Here is a 15,533-nt window from a genome sequence, read left to right as displayed (position 1 = left end):
GTGTCGGCGTCGGGGCGGCGGTCGGGGCGGCGGTCGCGGCTGCGACGGCGGTCAGCGCGTTCTGCAGGCTGGCCGCGTCGTCGGCGAGGACGAAGGTGCCGCCCGTGTTGTCGGCGATGCATTTCAGCTGGGCTTTCGCCGCCTCGTCGCGGATGTCGAAACCGATGACATGGGCGGTGAAGCCGACGCCCCTGGCCTCGAGTTCGGACGCGATGGCGCAGGGGTCGAGGTCGCAGGTCTCCTCGCCGTCCGAGACGAGGATCACGGTCGCCGCGTTCTCGGTATATTTCAGGGCTTCGGCGGCCCGGCGCACGGCCGCGGTCAGCGGCGTCTTGCCCTTGGGCGAGATTTTCGCGATCGCCGCCTTCAGTTTCGCCGGATCGACCGGGCCAACCGGCATGACATCCTCGATATCGTCGCAGGATCCCTTGGTGCGATGGCCATAGACCGTCAGCCCGAGGTCGATCGCCGGGTCCCAGCCGGTGACCAGCCTGTCCACGGCGGCGCGGGCGATATCCCATTTCGCCTTGCCGTCGATCTGGCCCCACATGCTGCCCGAGGCATCGAGGACGAGAATGGCCCTGGCCCGATCATCGGCCCGGGCGAGCGTCGCCGAAAACCCCGCCAGCAGCAGCGCGGCGGCCAGGCCGAGACGCCCGAGGATTCCTGTCCGTTTCATGTCCACTCCCCATCGTGCTTTGTCCCGCAGGCTGCCACGAGCACAACGGCCGCGACAAGCGGCACGAGCCACGGCTACACTTCCCCCGAACCACCCGCCATGACGGTGGTCACAAAAAAACAAGGGGAGGGGACATGTCGGTGCGTTCCGAGTCCGTCGCGCGTACAGCCGCGGCCATTTCGAAAAATCAGGAAACAGCGGGGGCCGAGGCGGCCGCCTATCCGTCGCCGGTCTATGCCTGGTACGTCGTCGGCGTGCTGATGCTGGCCTATACGGTGTCCTTCATCGATCGCCAGATCCTGAATCTGCTGGTCGGCCCGATCAAACGCGACCTTGGCATCAACGATACCGAAATGAGCCTGCTCGCGGGCCTCGCCTTCGCCCTGTTCTATACGTTTCTCGGCCTGCCGATCGGCCGCATGGTCGACCGGCGCAGCCGGCGCGGCATCATCATCGTCGGCATCGTGGTGTGGAGCCTGTTCACCGCCGCCTGCGGGTTCGCGGGCAAATTCTGGCACCTGTTCCTGACAAGGATCGGCGTCGGCGTCGGCGAGGCGGCGCTGTCGCCCGCCGCCTATTCGCTGGTCGCCGACTATTTCCCGCCCCATCGCATGGGCACGGCGATGGGTGTCTACAACATGGGCATCTTCGTCGGCTCGGGCCTCGCCTATATCTTCGGCGGGCTGGTCATCGGCCTCGTCTCAGGGGCGGAGCACATGGTGCTGCCCATCGTCGGCGAGGTTTTCGCCTGGCAGGTGGTGTTCTTCGCCGTCGGCCTGCCCGGCCTTCTCATTGCCTTGCTCATGTTCACCGTGCGCGAGCCGATCCGCCAGGGCATCAAGGCGGTGCGCCAGGCCGATGGCAGCATGGGCGTCAAGCCCGTGCCGGTGCGCGAGGTGGTGCGCTATATCGGCGGCAACGCCAAGGCCGTGCTGTGCCACAATGTCGGCTTCGCGCTGCTCTCCCTCGTCGGCTATGGCGTCGCGACCTGGTTGCCCAGCTTCTTCATCCGCGCCCATGGCTGGACCCCGTCCGAGATCGGCTTCGCCTTCGGCATCGTCCAGCTGACGGCGGGTGTCGTCGGCGTGATCTTCGGCGGCTGGCTGGGCGACGTGCTGAAGCAGAAGGGCATCGCCGATGGCCGGCTGCGGGTCGGCATGGTCGCCGCCCTGCTGGGCGTGCCCTTCGCCATCGGCATGCCCTTCGTCGCTGACGGCAATATGGTGCTGGCGCTGTCCATCGCCACCACCTTTTTCTACACGATGTGTTTCGGCGCGGCCCCGGCGGCCATCGCCGAGATCATGCCGAACCAGATGCGGGGCCAGGCCTCGGCGGTCTATCTCTTCATCGTCAATCTGATCGGCCTCGGCCTCGGGCCGACGGTGGTCGCGCTCGTCACCGATTTCGTCTTCCACGACGAGAACATGGTCGGCTATTCGATGGCGCTGGTCGCCGGCATCGCCCTGCCGCTCGCCGCCCTCGTGCTGTGGATCGGCTGCGCGCCCTATCGCCGGGCGCTGGAGCGGGTGAAGGCCTATACGGCCTGAGCATGTGGGGCGGCGGTGCCGCCCCATCGCTTCAGCCCAGCAGACCGGGCAGGAACAGGGTGACGGCGCCGACCGCGACGAAGATCGCCGCCGCCACCATGCGCACGACGTTCAGCGGCACCACCCGCGTTGCCGCCTCGCCCAGGAAGACGGCGGGGACATTGGCCAGCATCATGCCGAAGGTGGTGCCCAGGGTGACCAGGTAGATATTTTCGAAGCGGGCGCCCAGGGCCACCGTGGCGATCTGGGTCTTGTCGCCCATCTCGACGAGGAAGAAGGCGATGGTCGTGGTCAGGAAGGCGCCGAAGCGGCGCTTGTCCGCCCCCACCTCGTCGTCGTCCATCTTGTCGGGGATCAGGACCCAGGCGCCCATGGCGATGAACGAAAGGCCGAGCACCCAGCGCATGACCTCGGGACCGATCCAGGTCGCGACCAGCGTGCCGAACGAGGCGGCCAGCAGGTGATTGAGCACGGTCGCCGCGAAGATGCCGGCACAGATCGCCCAGGGTCGGCGGAACTTGCTGGCGAGCAGAATGGCCAGCAGCTGGGTCTTATCGCCGATTTCGGCGATGGCGACGATGCCGGTCGAGGTGAGAAAGGCTTCCATGGAACGTCACGGGGCAGGGTCGGGCACATAACCAATGGCAAGCCGCGGCCCGACCCTGCGAAGGACGGACGCAACCTGCCAAAGGTCTCGCCAGGCGGATCCGGATCCGCTGATCGCGCCATGGCGGACGGAAACCGTCCCCCAAGTCTGTTGACGCGACCCCCGCTTCGCTGCAGGCGGCTACTCCCCAATGACCGGGCTGTCATAACAATCGACGATCACCCGCGCAAGAAGTCCTTTCGCGGCGCCCTCGGCGGGCAAGCCGCCCGCCTTTCACATCAGGTTCAGCCGGTCATAGTAGAGATTGAGGATGGCGGCCGAGGTTTCCTCGATCGAGCGGCGGGAGACATCGATCACCGGCCAGCCGTGCTTGACGAAGAGCCGCCGCGCCTCGGTCAACTCCTTGCCGATCGCTTCCATGTCGACATAGTCGGTCGCCGCGTTCTGGCCGAGCAGCAGCAGGCGATGGCGGCGGACCTGGATCAGCCGGTCGGGCGAGGTGGTGAGGCCGACCACCAGCGGGCTCGTCACCTCGAACAGCTCGGGCGGCAGCGGACAGCCGGGAACCACGGGAATATTGGCGGTCTTGATGCCCCGATTGGCGAGATAGACCGCGGTCGGCGTCTTCGAGGTGCGCGAGACGCCGAGCAGGATGACATCCGCCTCGTAGAGCCCTTGCGGATTCTGGCCGTCGTCATGGGCGAGGGTGAAATTCATCGCCTCGATGCGGCGGAAATATTCGGCGTCGAGGGCGTGCTGGCGCCCGGGCATGGCCCGCGCCGGCATCCCGAGATAGGCGGCGAGATTCTGGATCACCGGATCGAGCACGTTGATCGCAGGGACATGGCGCGAAAGCGAGCCCTCGTCCATCACCAGCCGCAAGTCCGCGTTGACCAGCGTGTAGAGAATGATCCCGCCGGTCGAGACCGCCATGTCGAGCGCGCGCTCGATCTGCGCCCTGGTCCTGACCATGAAGCTGACATGCAGCAGCGCCGCGACATCGGGGAACTGCGACATCGCCGCCTTGGCCACCGAGGACAGGGTTTCGCCGGTCGCGTCCGAGATCAGATAGAGGTGCAGGCGCTTGGTCGCCTTGTCTGTGGATTGCGTGGATAAGGGGGATGAATCGCCCTCTTCCGGCCAGCTCTCGACATTCACGGTTTCTACGGGTTCATCGCTCAACCGAATACTCCCTGGTGGACGGTTTTATGCCGGGCTGTGGACAGGAGCCGAAGAGCCGCGGCGCCGCAATCCCGGCTTGTCACTTATCCACGGGATTCACAGAACAAAAAGCCCTGCCCTCCCTCGACACCCACCGATTTAGCCACTACTGAAGAACCCGAAACATGGCTGTCGGGCGGCATGGGGACAAAACAGGGTGATCCTGGGGAACCCCGTGATCCACAGGCATCCACTAACAACTACAATCCTTTTTATATAAAGGTATTGAAAGTGGCAGAGCCCCTGTTGGTAACGGAAAAGCGCTTCCTGAAGGCCCTGAAGGGCGAGGTCGTGGATCGCCCGCCCTTCTGGTTCATGCGCCAGGCCGGCCGCTTCCTGCCCGAATATCGCGCCGTGCGGGCGACGACGAAGGATTTCGTTTCCTTCTGCCTCGACAGCGAGAAGGCCTGCGCCGTCACCCTGCAGCCGATCGAGCGGTTCGGCATGGATGCGGCCATCCTGTTTTCCGACATCCTGATCGTGCCCCATGGCCTTGGCCAGGGCGTGCGTTTCGTCGAGGGCGAAGGACCGCGCCTCGATCCTGTCACCGACGCGGCCGGCCTCGCCAGCCTGTCCATGGATGGCTTCGGGGAGCGGGTTGGCGCGGTCTATGAAACCGTCCGGCTGCTGGCGAAGCGCCTCCCGACCGATGTCGCCCTGATCGGTTTCGCCGGGGCGCCCTGGACCGTCGCGACCTATATGGTGGCCGGCGAGGGCACTTCGGACCAGAAGCCGGCCAGGCTCTGGGCTTACCGCGATCCTGAGGGCTTCGGCCGGCTGATCGATCTCGTCACCGAGGCGACGATCGAGTATCTGGCGGCGCAGGTCGAGGCTGGCGCCGAGGCGCTGCAGATTTTCGACACCTGGGCCGGCTCCCTGCCCGAGGACGAGATGGCGCGATGGGTCTTTGGCCCCATAGCGCGCATCAGGGCGGCGCTGAAGGCCCGTTTCCCCCAGGTGCCGGTGATCGGCTTCGCCAAGGGAATCGGTGCCATGCTGCCGCGCTTTGCCCCGGCTACGGGGGTTGATGCCGTGGGCATCGATGCCGGCACCCCGCTCGACTTCGTGCGCGACCAGGTCCAGCCGGGCGCGGTCGTGCAGGGCAATCTCGATCCCCTGCTGGTGGTTGCCGGCGGCGACGCCCTGCGCCGGCGGACCGAGACCATCCTGCGCACCCTCGGGCCCCAGCGTTTCGTCTTCAACCTCGGCCATGGCATCGTGCCCGAGACCCCGCCGGCCCATGTCGGCGAGGTCGCGAAGATCATTCGGGACTGGCGGCCATGACCCGTCGGCTGGCGGTGGTCCTGTTCAATCTGGGCGGGCCGGATCGGCCCTCCGCCGTCCGGCCGTTTCTGTTCAACCTGTTTTCCGATCCCGCCATCATCCGCCTGCCCCAGCCCTTGCGCTGGCTGGTGGCGCGGCTGATCTCGGGCCGGCGCGAGAAGACGGCGCGGGAGATTTATGGCCGGCTTGGCGGTCGCTCGCCCATCCTGCCCCTGACCGAGAACCAGGCCGAGGCCCTGACCGAGGCGATCGCGGGGCTGTCTCTCGATGTCGAGGCACGCTGCTTCATCGCGATGCGCTACTGGCATCCGCGGGCGGCGGAAACAGCGAAAGCCGTCGCCGCATTCGCCCCGGACGATATCGTTCTTCTGCCGCTCTATCCCCAGTTCTCGACCACGACGACCGCCTCGTCGCTCGCCGAATGGCGGCGGGCGGCGGCGAAAGCGGGCGTAAGCGCCAGGACCGCCAGCATCTGCTGCTATCCGGTCGAACAGGGCTGGGTGCAGGCCCAGAGCCTGCTGATCGGCAAGGCGCTGGAAGCGATGGGCGATACCCCCTGCCGCCTGCTGTTCTCGGCCCATGGCCTGCCGAAGAAAGTCGTCGAAGCCGGCGATCCCTATCAGGATCAGGTGGAAATGACGGCGAAGGCCGTGGCCGCCGCCCTCGGCCGGCCCGGTCTCGACTGGGTGGTATCCTACCAGAGCCGGGTCGGCCCGCTGGAGTGGATCGCGCCCTATACCGATGACGAGATCAGGCGCGCGGGCAAGGACGGGCTTGGTCTCATCGTCGTGCCCATCGCCTTTGTTTCCGAACATTCCGAGACCCTGGTCGAGCTCGACATCGAGTACCGCGAGCTGGCCGACCATGCGGGCGTGCCGCATTACATGAGGGTGCCCGCCGTCGGCTGCGAACCGGCCTTCATCGCGGGTCTCGCCCGGCTGGTCGCGACCGCCTGGGGCCACGGCGGGACGGCACCGGACGGCGGTGTCAGGATCTGTAACGCCAGCCGTTCTGGCTGCATCTGTACCAAGTGAGAGAATAAGACATGCAGTTCCTGGCCGAGCATTACAACATCCTGAAGACGCTGCACATCATCGCCTTCACCACCTGGATGGCGGGCATGTTCTACCTGCCCCGTCTCTTCGTCTATCACACCGACAAGGCGGTGGGATCCGATGCGTCCGAGACCTTCAAGGTCATGGAACGCCGCCTGCTGAAGGCGATCATAAACCCGTCGATGATCGTGACCTGGATCCTCGGCCTGTCGCTGATGGCTGCGACCCAGGCGTGGAGCGCGGGCGGCTGGTTCCATGCCAAGCTGCTGCTCGTGATCCTGATGTCCGGGGTTCACGGGATGCTGGTTGGCCAGGTGCGCCGCTTCGGCCGGGACGAGCGGCCGCACACGGCACGTTTCTACCGGATCCTGAACGAAGTGCCGACGGTGCTGTTCCTGATCATCGTGCCGCTCGTGGTGCTCAAGCCGTTCTGAGGAGCCGCGCAACTTCCGTTTGACAGTGCGTGCCATGCGGCGCATGGTGCGGCTGTCCGGGCAGGCCGAGTTGCCCGTACCCTGGCCGCTCTGGCCTCGATTCCGGCCCCGCCCGACCGCAGGATGTCGCGAGGGCAGACCGGGGTGATCTTCGGACCTATCCTCTCCTTTCGGTACTGGTTACGGCATCCGGCCTTCTGGCCCGTCAGTTGGACATTGTCCTGGCGCTGTCGTCCATCCGATATCCCCACACCCGCTGCTTTGCGTTGGTCGAGCCCATGAATCTTCAGGAACTCAAGGAAAAATCCCCGACCGAACTTCTCGCCTATGCCGAGGAGCTCGAGGTCGAGAACGCTTCAACCCTGCGCAAGCAGGACATGATGTTCGCGATCCTCAAGCAGCTGGCGGACCGGGATCTGGAAATCACTGGGGGCGGCGTCCTCGAAATTCTGCAGGATGGCTTCGGCTTCCTGCGCTCGCCGGAAGCGAACTACCTGCCGGGCCCCGACGACATCTATGTCAGCCCCAGCCAGATCCGCCGTTTCGGCCTGCGCACCGGCGACACGGTCGACGGCCAGATCCGCGCCCCCAAGGATGGCGAGCGCTATTTCGCCCTTCTCAAGGTCAACACCATCAATTTCGAGGACCCGGAGGCGATCCGCCACAAGGTCCATTTCGACAATCTGACTCCGCTTTACCCTGACGAGCGCTTGAACCTCGAGCGCGGCGACCCCACGGTCAAGGATCGCTCGGCCCGGGTGATCGACCTGATCTCCCCCCTCGGCAAGGGCCAGCGCGCGCTGATCGTCGCGCCGCCGCGCACCGGCAAGACCGTGCTGCTGCAGAATGTCGCCCATGCCATCACCGCCAATCACCCCGAGGTCTATCTGATCGTCCTCCTCATCGACGAGCGGCCGGAAGAAGTGACCGACATGAGCCGGTCGGTGAAGGGCGAAGTCATTTCCTCGACCTTCGACGAGCCGGCGGTGCGTCACGTCCAGGTCGCCGAAATGGTGATCGAGAAGGCCAAGCGCCTGGTCGAGCACAAGCGCGACGTGGTCATTCTCCTCGATTCGATCACCCGCCTCGCCCGCGCCTACAACACCGTCGTGCCCTCGTCGGGCAAGGTGCTGACCGGCGGTGTGGACGCCAACGCCCTGCAGCGGCCGAAGCGCTTCTTCGGCGCCGCCCGCAATATCGAGGAAGGCGGCTCGCTGACCATCATCGCGACGGCGCTGATCGATACCGGCAGCCGCATGGACGAAGTGATCTTCGAAGAGTTCAAGGGCACCGGTAACTCGGAAATCATCCTCGACCGCAAGATCGCCGACAAGCGCACCTTCCCCGCGATCGACATCACCAAGTCCGGCACCCGCAAGGAAGAGCTGCTGGTCGACAAGGGCACCCTGTCCAAAATGTGGGTCCTGCGCCGCATCCTGATGCCGATGGGCCCGGTCGATGCCATCGAGTTCCTGCTCGACAAGCTGAAGCACACCAAGACCAATGGCGAATTCTTCGACTCGATGAATTCGTAAGACGGCAAAAGGGCGGATCCCCAGGGACCCGCCCTTTTCATTTCATCGCCATCCGCCCATCGTCACGCCGGCGAAGGCCGGGGTCTCGATACACGAAGGCACCTTCCCGTCGCGAGATGCCGGCCTTCGCCGGCATGACGCGCGGGGGGAGATCGCGATGATGTGTCGAAGATCGTTCCGAGCGTCCATCAACCAGACGATGGGCAACATTTACCGCGTCTTGTCGTTTTCAGCCGTGGCGATGATGGCTTCCATTTCCGCCATGACGTCGTCATGCGGGATGATGGCTCGGGAGTCGGCGAGCCTCGCCGCCACCTTGGCTTTCAGCCAGCGCGTGTAGTCGCGTTCCTGTTGATCGGTCTCGAACTCGGAGACCATAGGAGAATTCTTGCTCATCGCTGTCTTCCGTCGTCCGCAAGTTCAATTATGTGACGACGGGGCACGGTTCACAAGGGATGACGGGATCAGTCCTCGACCCGGCTGAGCTTGCTGCAGATCTGGTCGAGTTCGTCGAGGGTCTTGTAGCGGATGGTCAGGCTGCCGCCGGCGTCGCCCTTGTGGGCGATCAAGACCGGGAGGCCGATGGCGGCGGCGAGATTGCCTTCCAGTTCCATCGTGTCCATGTCCTTGGCCGGGGCGCCGCCCCCTGCCCCGCCCGTTCCGGTGGCGGGGGATTTCGCCTTCTTGGCCAGGTCTTCGATCTGACGGACGGAGAGGCCCTCGTCCACCGCCTTCTTGGCCAGGGCGGCGGCATCGGGCAGGCCGATCAGGGCGCGGGCGTGGCCGGCCGACAGCGAGCCCTGCTCGACCAAGGTCTTCACCGGCGCCGGCAGGGCCAGCAGGCGGAGGGTATTGGCGATATGGCTGCGTGACTTGCCGATGATCCGGGCGATCACGTCCTGGGTATGGCCGAAATCCTCGATCAGGCGCTGATAGCCGGCGGCCTCTTCGATCGGGGTCAGGTCGGCGCGCTGGATATTCTCGACCAGGGCGACTTCCATCACTTCCTGATCGGTGAATTCCTTGATGACGACCGGCACCTGATGCAGCTGCGCGCTCTGGGCCGCGCGCCAGCGGCGTTCCCCGGCGATGATCTCGTAACGATCGCCCGCGATCTTGCGCACCAGAATGGGTTGCAGGATGCCATGGGTCTTGATCGAGGCGACCAGATCTTCCAGCGCCTCGGCGGTGAAGCGCTTGCGCGGCTGGCCGGGGTTAGCTTGGATCTGTTCGATCGGCAGCTCGCGCAGGGCACGCGGCTTTTCCCCCGGCGTTGCCGGCGTCGCGGTATTCACCGCTTCCCGCACTTCGCCCATGAGGGCGGAAAGCCCCCGCCCCAAACCCTTCTTGCGGGTTTCCTCAGCCATCGACACTCGATCCTTCAGACAGATTTTCAGGCCGCGCGCGGCTCTTCCCGGCGCAGCAATTCGCTGGCCAGACGGATATAGGCCTGGCTGCCGGCACAGCGATGATCATAGACGAGCGCCGGCTGGCCATGGCTGGGCGCCTCGGAAATGCGGACATTGCGGGGAATGACCGTGTTGTAGACCTTGCTGCCAAGGAAGCCACGGACATCCGCCGCGACCTGATCCGACAGGTTGTTGCGGTTGTCGTACATGGTGAGCACGACACCCTGGATCTGTAGGCCCGGGTTCAGGCTGCCGCGCACCTGTTCGATCGTGCGCAGCAGGAGGCTGAGGCCTTCGAGGGCGAAGAATTCGCACTGCAGGGGCACCAGGACCGAATCGGCCGCGACCATGGCATTGAGGGTCAGCAGGTTCAGCGACGGCGGGCAGTCGATCAGCACGTAATCGAAGACCCGGGCGATTTCCGGTGCCGCCAGGGCATCCTTCAGCCGGTGGGCGCGGCGGTCCTGGTCGACGAGTTCAAGCTCCGCGCCCGACAGATCGACGGTCGAGGGTACGAGCGAGAGATTGGGAATGGCGGTTTCCACCAGCGCCTCGGCCAGGGTCGCCTCCCCCATCAGGGCGTCATAGGAGGTGATCTCGCGGGAGGCGCGGTCGACGCCGACGCCGGTAGAGGCATTGCCCTGCGGATCAAGATCGAGGATCAGCACCTTGCGGCCGACGGCGGCCAGGGCGGTGCCCAGGTTGATCGCGGTGGTGGTCTTGCCGACGCCGCCTTTCTGGTTGGCTACGGCGATGATACGCACATCCGATGGCCTGACGTCAGTCATGATCGATCACCCGTATCCGGAAAATGGTGGCGGCAGGATCGGTCAGACTCCGGACCCGCTCGACCTCCAGTGTGGAACCTTGTTCGGCCTGGGTCAATTCGGCCTCGGCCTCCTTGCCCTTGGGGATTATGTGAATCGTGTGGGCAGATCGATGCGAGGCCGCCCAATCCAGCAGTTTGGCCAGGGGCGCCAGCGCGCGGGCGGTGATCACATCGGCATCGAGCGGGGCCAGGGTCTCGATCCGCAAGGGATGGATCGTGACCTCGGTGCCGGTGACGCGGGCGGCTTCGCGCAGGAAGGCGCATTTCCGCTGGTCGCTCTCGACCAGGTGAACATCCCCTGCCCCCATGATGGCGAGGACGAGACCCGGGAAGCCGGCGCCGGAGCCGAGATCGACGATGCGGCGCTTGCGCCCTGCCGGGGCCTCGGGCAGCAGGGCGAAGAGCTGGGCCGAATCCAGCATGTGCCGGCGCCACAGGTCCGGCAGGGTCGCCGGCCCGACCAGATTGATCTTCGCCTGCCACTTCTCCAGAAGCTCGGCATAGGCGGCGAGGCGCTGCAATGTTTCACGTGAAACAGGGACGGCCGCGGCAAAACCCTCGGCAGTCATCGGCCGTTCAAGAGCCATGTTAAGCGACTCGCTTCCTGACATGGGCCAACAAGGCCGTGAGGGCGGCGGGGGTCACGCCGGAAATGCGGGCGGCGGCGCCGAGGGTGGGCGGCCGGGCGGCATCGAGCTTCAGGCGGATTTCCGCCGACAGGCCGCCGATGGCGGCGAAGTCGATATCGGCCGGCAGTGTCAGATTTTCGTCGCGGCGGAAGGCGCGGATATCCGCCTCCACCCGGTCGATATAACCCGCGTAAAGCGCCTCGATCTCGACCTGCTCGGCGATATCTGCCGGCATCTCGGCCAGCCAGGGCCAATGGGCCGACAGGCTGGCGAGCGAGACGCCCGGCAGGCGCAGCAGGTCGAGGATGGAGCGGCGCTGGCCATCCTGATTGACCGCGAGGCCAAGCCCCGCCGCCTCGTTGGGGGTCAGGCGGGTATCGCGGGCGAGGGTCAGCGCGGCATCGACGGCGGCCTTCTTGGCGCCGAAGGCCTCGGCCCGGGCGCTGCCGACGCAGCCCCAGGCCAGGCCCTTGTCGGTCAGGCGGCGGTCGGCATTGTCGGCCCGCAGCAGCAGGCGGTATTCGGCCCGGCTGGTGAACATGCGGTAGGGCTCGCGCGTGCCCTTGGTCACCAGGTCGTCGATCATCACGCCGATATAGGCATCGGCGCGGTCGAGCACGACTCCCTGCCCGCCCCCTGCGGCGCGGGCGGCGTTCAGCCCAGCCATCAGGCCTTGCGCCGCCGCTTCCTCGTAACCCGTGGTGCCATTGATCTGGCCGGCCAGATAAAGCCCGGGGCAGCGCCGGGTCTCCAGCTGGTGGGTCAGCTCGCGCGGGTCGACGAAATCATATTCGATGGCATAGCCGGGACGCAGCATGGTCGCCTGCTCCAGACCCGGGATGGTCTTCAGCAGGGCGGCCTGCACATCGCGCGGCAGCGAGGTGGAAATGCCGTTGGGATAGACCGTGTCGTCGTCCAGCCCTTCCGGCTCGAGGAAGATCTGGTGGCGTTCCTTCTCGGCGAAACGCACCACCTTGTCCTCGATCGAGGGGCAGTAGCGCGGGCCGACGCTTTCGATCTGGCCGGAATACATCGGCGCGCGATGCAGGTTGGCGCGGATCAGGGCGTGGCTGTCTTCGCTGGTATAGGTGATGCCGCAGGCGATCTGGGGCGTTTCGATCGCTGTCGTCAGGAAGGAGAACGGCTGGGGCGGATCGTCGCCCTGCTGCATCTCGAGGCTGGCCCAGTCGATGGTGCGGCCGTCGAGCCGGGCCGGGGTGCCGGTCTTCAGGCGACCAAGCGCGAAGCCGATGCGGGCCAGCGCGGCGGACAGGCCAAGGCTGGGCGCCTCGCCCACCCGGCCGGCGGGGATCTTCTCTTCGCCGATATGAATGAGGCCGCGCAGGAAGGTGCCGGTGGTCAGCACCACGGCGGCGCAGGAAATCTCCCGCCCGTCGGCCAGCACGACGCCGGCGATGCGGCCGCCCTCGACGATCAGGTCTTCGGCCGGGGCCGCGAGGATGTCGAGACCGGCCTGTTCGGCCAGCAGGGCCTGAACCGCCCGGCGATAGAGCTTGCGGTCGGCCTGGGCGCGCGGGCCGCGCACCGCCGGGCCTTTGGACTGATTCAGCATGCGGAACTGGATGCCGCCGCGATCGATGGCCCGGGCCATCACGCCGTCGAGGGCATCGATCTCCCGCACCAGATGGCCCTTGGCGAGGCCGCCGATGGCGGGGTTGCAGGACATTTCGCCGATGGTCTCGATGCGATGGGTGAGCAGGAGGGTGCGCGCGCTAAAGCGCGCCGCGGCTGCAGCAGCCTCGCAGCCGGCATGGCCGCCGCCGATCACGATCACGTCGTATTGGGTCATGGCCGGCACTCTATGCGCTGGCGCGATACAGTCAAACGAGGTTTTTGCGACAGGGCTTCGCGTTGCTGTTTCACGTGAAACAAAACGGTCGGGGACGGCTGCCCTGTTTCACGTGAAACATCACTTGCCGATGCAGAACTCGAAGAAGATGACGTCGAGCAGGTCCTCGACATCGACCGCCCCCACCACCCGGCCCAGGGCCCGCAGGGCGAGGCGCAGGTCTTCGGCGCGCAATTCCGCCGGCAGGAAGCCGGGGACCAGGGCGCGGTCGAGGCTGGCCACCGCCTCCTCCACCGCCAGCCGGTGGCGGGCGCGGGTGATGGCCGGGGCTTCCGCCGAATCGAGCCGGGCGGCCACGCGGGCGGCGATGGCGGCCAGAAGCGCGTCGATCCCCTGCCCGCTCAGGGCCGACACCGGCAGCGCATTCGCCGGCCCGGGACCGAGGTCGCATTTGTTGAGGACGAGGATGCTCTCTCGCCCCGAGTCGGCCGGGGCCTCGTCGCCAGGCACGATCACCTGCAGCCGGAGGTCGGCGCCTTCCGCCCGGGCGCGGGCGCGGCGCACCCCTTCCCGCTCGATGGGGTCGTCGGTCTCGCGCAGGCCCGCCGTGTCGATCAGCAGCACGCGATAGCCACCGAGGTCGAGGGCGACCTCGATCACATCCCGCGTCGTCCCCGGAATATCGGAAACGATGGCGACTTCCGACGCCGACAGTCGGTTCAGCAGGCTGGACTTGCCGACATTGGGGGCGCCGGTTATGGCGATCTCGAAACCGTCGCGCAGGCGCTCGCCCCGCCTTCCATCGGCAAGATGGGCGGCGATCTCGTCCCGCAAGGCCCCGGCCCCGGCCATGACCGCGCCTTCGATCGCCTCGTCCAGGCCTTCGTCGGGAAAGTCGATCAGGGCTTCCAGCCGGGCCAGCAGCACCTTCAGCCGGTCGCGCCAGCCTTCGTAGAGCCGGCCCATGGCGCCGTCCAGCTGGCGCAGGGCCTGGCGGCGCTGGGCTTCGGTCTCGGCATCGACGAGGTCGGCGATGGCCTCGGCCTGCGACAGGTCGAGCTTGCCGGCCTCGAAGGCGCGGCGGGTGAATTCGCCGGGGCCGGCCGGGCGCAGGCCAAGCCCGGTCAGCACACCGGTCAATCGGGCGATGATGGCCCGCCCGCCGTGGACATGAAGTTCGGCGACATCCTCGCCGGTGAAACTGGCCGGGGCCGGGAACCACAGCACCAGCGCCCGGTCGATCACCTCGCCATGTTCGGGATCGTGCAACGCCGCGAGCCGGGCTAGGCGGGGCTGGGGCCTTGCACCGCACAGGCGGTCGAGGGCGGCCCCGGCCAGCGGGCCGGACAGGCGCATCACGGCGACGCCGGCCCGGCCCCGGCCGGACGCCAGGGCGAAGATCGTGTCTGTCACGTCAGTCCGCGGCGGGCAATGTCTGGTCGGGCTGAAGCATCAGCCTTGTCACCCGCCCACCCTGCTTCAGGTGGACGTCGAGGATTTCGTCGATGTCCGCCGGGGTACGCGGGGCATACCAGACGCCCTCGGGATAGATCACCAGGACGGGGCCGAGCTCGCAGCGGTCGAGGCAACCGGCCTGATTGATGCGGACATTGGCAAGGCCCAGCTCGTCGGCCCGGACCTTCATGTAGTTGCGTAAAGGTACACCCCCGCGCGCCTTGCAGGAGCCACGGGGATGAACATCGGGACGCTCGTTCACGCAGGCGAAGACATGGGCTTCGTAATAGGGCGCGGGATCGCCCGGCAGGCTTCGATCGCTCACTTGGGCTCGTCCTTGGCATCGGGCTTGCGCTTGCCGCCGCCCCGGACCGAACTGGCGGCCGACCACAGGAAGTCCTGGAACTTCTCGAAGCCCTGCAGCCCGCCCTGAATGCCCATGGGCAGCCATTGCTTGAAGATGGTTTCGGGATCGATGACGTTCAGATATTGGGTCATCCGCCCTTCCAGCTCGGCCAGGATGCGCTGCTGCATCGGCTCGAGATCGGGCAGGCCGAGGACGCGACGGGCCTCCTCCGGGGTGATATCGAATTCGACGTTGATCTTCATGGCGTCCTCTTTCGCATATCGCCGCCATGGATATGGCGACGACGGGCCGGATCAGTGTAGATCAGCGCATTGCCGACGCAAGACAACCATGGAAGGTCGAGACCTTGGCCGAAGCCCGCGTGCAGACTCCGATCGGGATGTTCCACGTCACGGTGCGCGCCGACGCGATCACCGCCGCCGGCTGGTCGCCCAGCGGCGACGACGCCCCGGCCGACGACATCCTGCTGCATCTCGCCCTCGGCCAGGTGGAGGATTATTTCGCCGGCCGCCGCCGGGACTTCGACCTGCCGATCGCACCCCACGGCACGCCGTTCCAGCGCAAGGTCTGGCGCCGCATCGCCGCCATCCCCTTCGGCCAGTTCGAGACCTACGGGGCCCTCGCCCGCAGCCTCGGCGGCGTCGCCGCCCAGGCCGTGGGCCAGGCCTGCGG

17 protein-coding genes and 1 riboswitch are annotated in these 15,533 nt (G+C 66.6%); of the genes, 6 read left to right on the top strand and 11 right to left on the bottom strand.

Annotated elements, in window-relative coordinates; translation table 11 throughout:
• Positions 1 to 679: vWA domain-containing protein (locus WAZ62_RS14660; protein WP_422644279.1), on the bottom strand; the 679-nt coding region annotated here is incomplete at its 3' end.
• Positions 680 to 813: 134 nt separating this feature from the next.
• On the opposite strand from WAZ62_RS14660, the gene WAZ62_RS14655 reads away from it, so the two are divergent.
• Positions 814 to 2,226 carry a spinster family MFS transporter gene (locus WAZ62_RS14655; protein WP_422644278.1) on the top strand — a complete coding sequence of 471 codons (1,413 nt, stop codon included), beginning with the start codon at positions 814 to 816 and terminating at the stop codon, positions 2,224 to 2,226.
• Positions 2,227 to 2,257: 31 nt separating this feature from the next.
• Here the strand turns inward: WAZ62_RS14655 and WAZ62_RS14650 are convergent, their stop codons facing one another.
• Both WAZ62_RS14650 and WAZ62_RS14645 read right to left on the bottom strand, forming a co-directional pair.
• Positions 2,258 to 2,833, bottom strand: a complete 576-nt coding sequence (locus tag WAZ62_RS14650) for a TMEM165/GDT1 family protein (RefSeq protein WP_422644277.1) — start codon at positions 2,831 to 2,833, stop codon at positions 2,258 to 2,260.
• A 92-nt stretch (positions 2,834 to 2,925) separates the two neighbouring features.
• Positions 2,926 to 3,036, bottom strand: a riboswitch (yybP-ykoY riboswitch).
• A 70-nt stretch (positions 3,037 to 3,106) separates the two neighbouring features.
• Positions 3,107 to 4,015 (bottom strand): pyruvate, water dikinase regulatory protein, encoded by a 909-nt coding sequence (locus WAZ62_RS14645; RefSeq protein WP_422644276.1) that lies wholly within the window; start codon positions 4,013 to 4,015, stop codon positions 3,107 to 3,109.
• Positions 4,016 to 4,285: 270 nt separating this feature from the next.
• On the opposite strand from WAZ62_RS14645, the gene hemE reads away from it, so the two are divergent.
• The 4 genes from hemE to rho all read left to right on the top strand — a co-directional run bounded on the left by hemE (position 4,286) and on the right by rho (position 8,362).
• Entirely contained in the window at positions 4,286 to 5,338 is a 1,053-nt protein-coding gene (gene hemE, locus WAZ62_RS14640) for a uroporphyrinogen decarboxylase (RefSeq protein WP_422644275.1), read from the top strand.
• Positions 5,335 to 6,372 (top strand): ferrochelatase, encoded by a 1,038-nt coding sequence (gene hemH, locus WAZ62_RS14635; RefSeq protein ID WP_422644274.1) that lies wholly within the window; start codon positions 5,335 to 5,337, stop codon positions 6,370 to 6,372. The genes hemE and hemH overlap by 4 nt, the downstream gene beginning before the upstream one ends.
• Before the next feature lie 11 nt (positions 6,373 to 6,383).
• Positions 6,384 to 6,827: a protoporphyrinogen oxidase HemJ gene (hemJ, locus tag WAZ62_RS14630; protein ID WP_422644273.1), complete on the top strand. Its 444-nt coding sequence runs from the start codon at positions 6,384 to 6,386 to the stop codon at positions 6,825 to 6,827.
• Positions 6,828 to 7,105: 278 nt separating this feature from the next.
• On the top strand, positions 7,106 to 8,362 hold the full coding sequence (rho, locus tag WAZ62_RS14625) for a transcription termination factor Rho (protein WP_422644272.1): 1,257 nt from the start codon (positions 7,106 to 7,108) through the stop codon (positions 8,360 to 8,362).
• Positions 8,363 to 8,572: 210 nt separating this feature from the next.
• Here the strand turns inward: rho and WAZ62_RS14620 are convergent, their stop codons facing one another.
• The 8 genes from WAZ62_RS14620 to WAZ62_RS14585 all read right to left on the bottom strand — a co-directional run bounded on the left by WAZ62_RS14620 (position 8,573) and on the right by WAZ62_RS14585 (position 15,103).
• Positions 8,573 to 8,758 carry a hypothetical protein gene (locus tag WAZ62_RS14620; protein ID WP_422644271.1) on the bottom strand — a complete coding sequence of 62 codons (186 nt, stop codon included), beginning with the start codon at positions 8,756 to 8,758 and terminating at the stop codon, positions 8,573 to 8,575.
• Positions 8,759 to 8,826: 68 nt separating this feature from the next.
• Complete coding sequence (locus WAZ62_RS14615) at positions 8,827 to 9,729, bottom strand: ParB/RepB/Spo0J family partition protein (RefSeq protein ID WP_422644270.1); 903 nt, start codon at positions 9,727 to 9,729, stop codon at positions 8,827 to 8,829.
• A gap of 26 nt (positions 9,730 to 9,755) precedes the next feature.
• Positions 9,756 to 10,559 (bottom strand): ParA family protein, encoded by an 804-nt coding sequence (locus WAZ62_RS14610; RefSeq protein WP_422644269.1) that lies wholly within the window; start codon positions 10,557 to 10,559, stop codon positions 9,756 to 9,758.
• The gene (rsmG, locus tag WAZ62_RS14605; RefSeq protein WP_422644280.1) at positions 10,552 to 11,169 is read right to left on the bottom strand and encodes a 16S rRNA (guanine(527)-N(7))-methyltransferase RsmG; all 618 of its coding nucleotides are present in this window, start codon (positions 11,167 to 11,169) and stop codon (positions 10,552 to 10,554) included. The genes WAZ62_RS14610 and rsmG overlap by 8 nt, the downstream gene beginning before the upstream one ends.
• Before the next feature lie 19 nt (positions 11,170 to 11,188).
• Positions 11,189 to 13,039 (bottom strand): tRNA uridine-5-carboxymethylaminomethyl(34) synthesis enzyme MnmG, encoded by a 1,851-nt coding sequence (mnmG, locus tag WAZ62_RS14600; protein WP_422644268.1) that lies wholly within the window; start codon positions 13,037 to 13,039, stop codon positions 11,189 to 11,191.
• A gap of 120 nt (positions 13,040 to 13,159) precedes the next feature.
• The gene (mnmE, locus tag WAZ62_RS14595; RefSeq protein ID WP_422644267.1) at positions 13,160 to 14,452 is read right to left on the bottom strand and encodes a tRNA uridine-5-carboxymethylaminomethyl(34) synthesis GTPase MnmE; all 1,293 of its coding nucleotides are present in this window, start codon (positions 14,450 to 14,452) and stop codon (positions 13,160 to 13,162) included.
• A gap of 1 nt (position 14,453) precedes the next feature.
• Positions 14,454 to 14,819, bottom strand: coding sequence for a (2Fe-2S) ferredoxin domain-containing protein (locus WAZ62_RS14590; RefSeq protein ID WP_422644266.1), 366 nt, complete (start codon positions 14,817 to 14,819; stop codon positions 14,454 to 14,456).
• The gene (locus WAZ62_RS14585) at positions 14,816 to 15,103 is read right to left on the bottom strand and encodes a DUF6489 family protein (RefSeq protein ID WP_373069071.1); all 288 of its coding nucleotides are present in this window, start codon (positions 15,101 to 15,103) and stop codon (positions 14,816 to 14,818) included. Before WAZ62_RS14585 ends, WAZ62_RS14590 begins: the two co-directional genes overlap by 4 nt.
• Positions 15,104 to 15,207: 104 nt before the next feature.
• Between WAZ62_RS14585 and WAZ62_RS14580 the strand changes: the two genes are divergently transcribed.
• Positions 15,208 to 15,533: methylated-DNA--[protein]-cysteine S-methyltransferase (locus WAZ62_RS14580; protein WP_422644265.1), on the top strand; the 326-nt coding region annotated here is incomplete at its 3' end.

Origin of the sequence: Zavarzinia sp. (genome assembly GCF_049306435.1) — a bacterium.
Taxonomy (GTDB): domain Bacteria; phylum Pseudomonadota; class Alphaproteobacteria; order Zavarziniales; family Zavarziniaceae; genus Zavarzinia.
The sequence above is the reverse complement of the archived record's forward strand: the minus strand, read 5'-3'. Positions and strand labels throughout refer to the sequence as shown.

Bases quoted from the DNA above. Each gene is read 5' to 3' on its own strand.
- WAZ62_RS14655 (WP_422644278.1), top strand. From the start codon at position 814: ATGTCGGTGCGTTCCGAGTCCGTCGCGCGTACAGCCGCGGCCATTTCG.
- WAZ62_RS14585 (WP_373069071.1), bottom strand. From the start codon at position 15,103: ATGAAGATCAACGTCGAATTCGATATCACCCCGGAGGAGGCCCGTCGC.
- WAZ62_RS14610 (WP_422644269.1), bottom strand. From the start codon at position 10,559: ATGACTGACGTCAGGCCATCGGATGTGCGTATCATCGCCGTAGCCAAC.
- mnmG (WP_422644268.1), bottom strand. From the start codon at position 13,039: ATGACCCAATACGACGTGATCGTGATCGGCGGCGGCCATGCCGGCTGC.
- hemJ (WP_422644273.1), top strand. From the start codon at position 6,384: ATGCAGTTCCTGGCCGAGCATTACAACATCCTGAAGACGCTGCACATC.
- WAZ62_RS14615 (WP_422644270.1), bottom strand. From the start codon at position 9,729: ATGGCTGAGGAAACCCGCAAGAAGGGTTTGGGGCGGGGGCTTTCCGCC.
- hemH (WP_422644274.1), top strand. From the start codon at position 5,335: ATGACCCGTCGGCTGGCGGTGGTCCTGTTCAATCTGGGCGGGCCGGAT.
- WAZ62_RS14620 (WP_422644271.1), bottom strand. From the start codon at position 8,758: ATGAGCAAGAATTCTCCTATGGTCTCCGAGTTCGAGACCGATCAACAG.
- rho (WP_422644272.1), top strand. From the start codon at position 7,106: ATGAATCTTCAGGAACTCAAGGAAAAATCCCCGACCGAACTTCTCGCC.
- rsmG (WP_422644280.1), bottom strand. From the start codon at position 11,169: ATGACTGCCGAGGGTTTTGCCGCGGCCGTCCCTGTTTCACGTGAAACA.
- WAZ62_RS14650 (WP_422644277.1), bottom strand. From the start codon at position 2,833: ATGGAAGCCTTTCTCACCTCGACCGGCATCGTCGCCATCGCCGAAATC.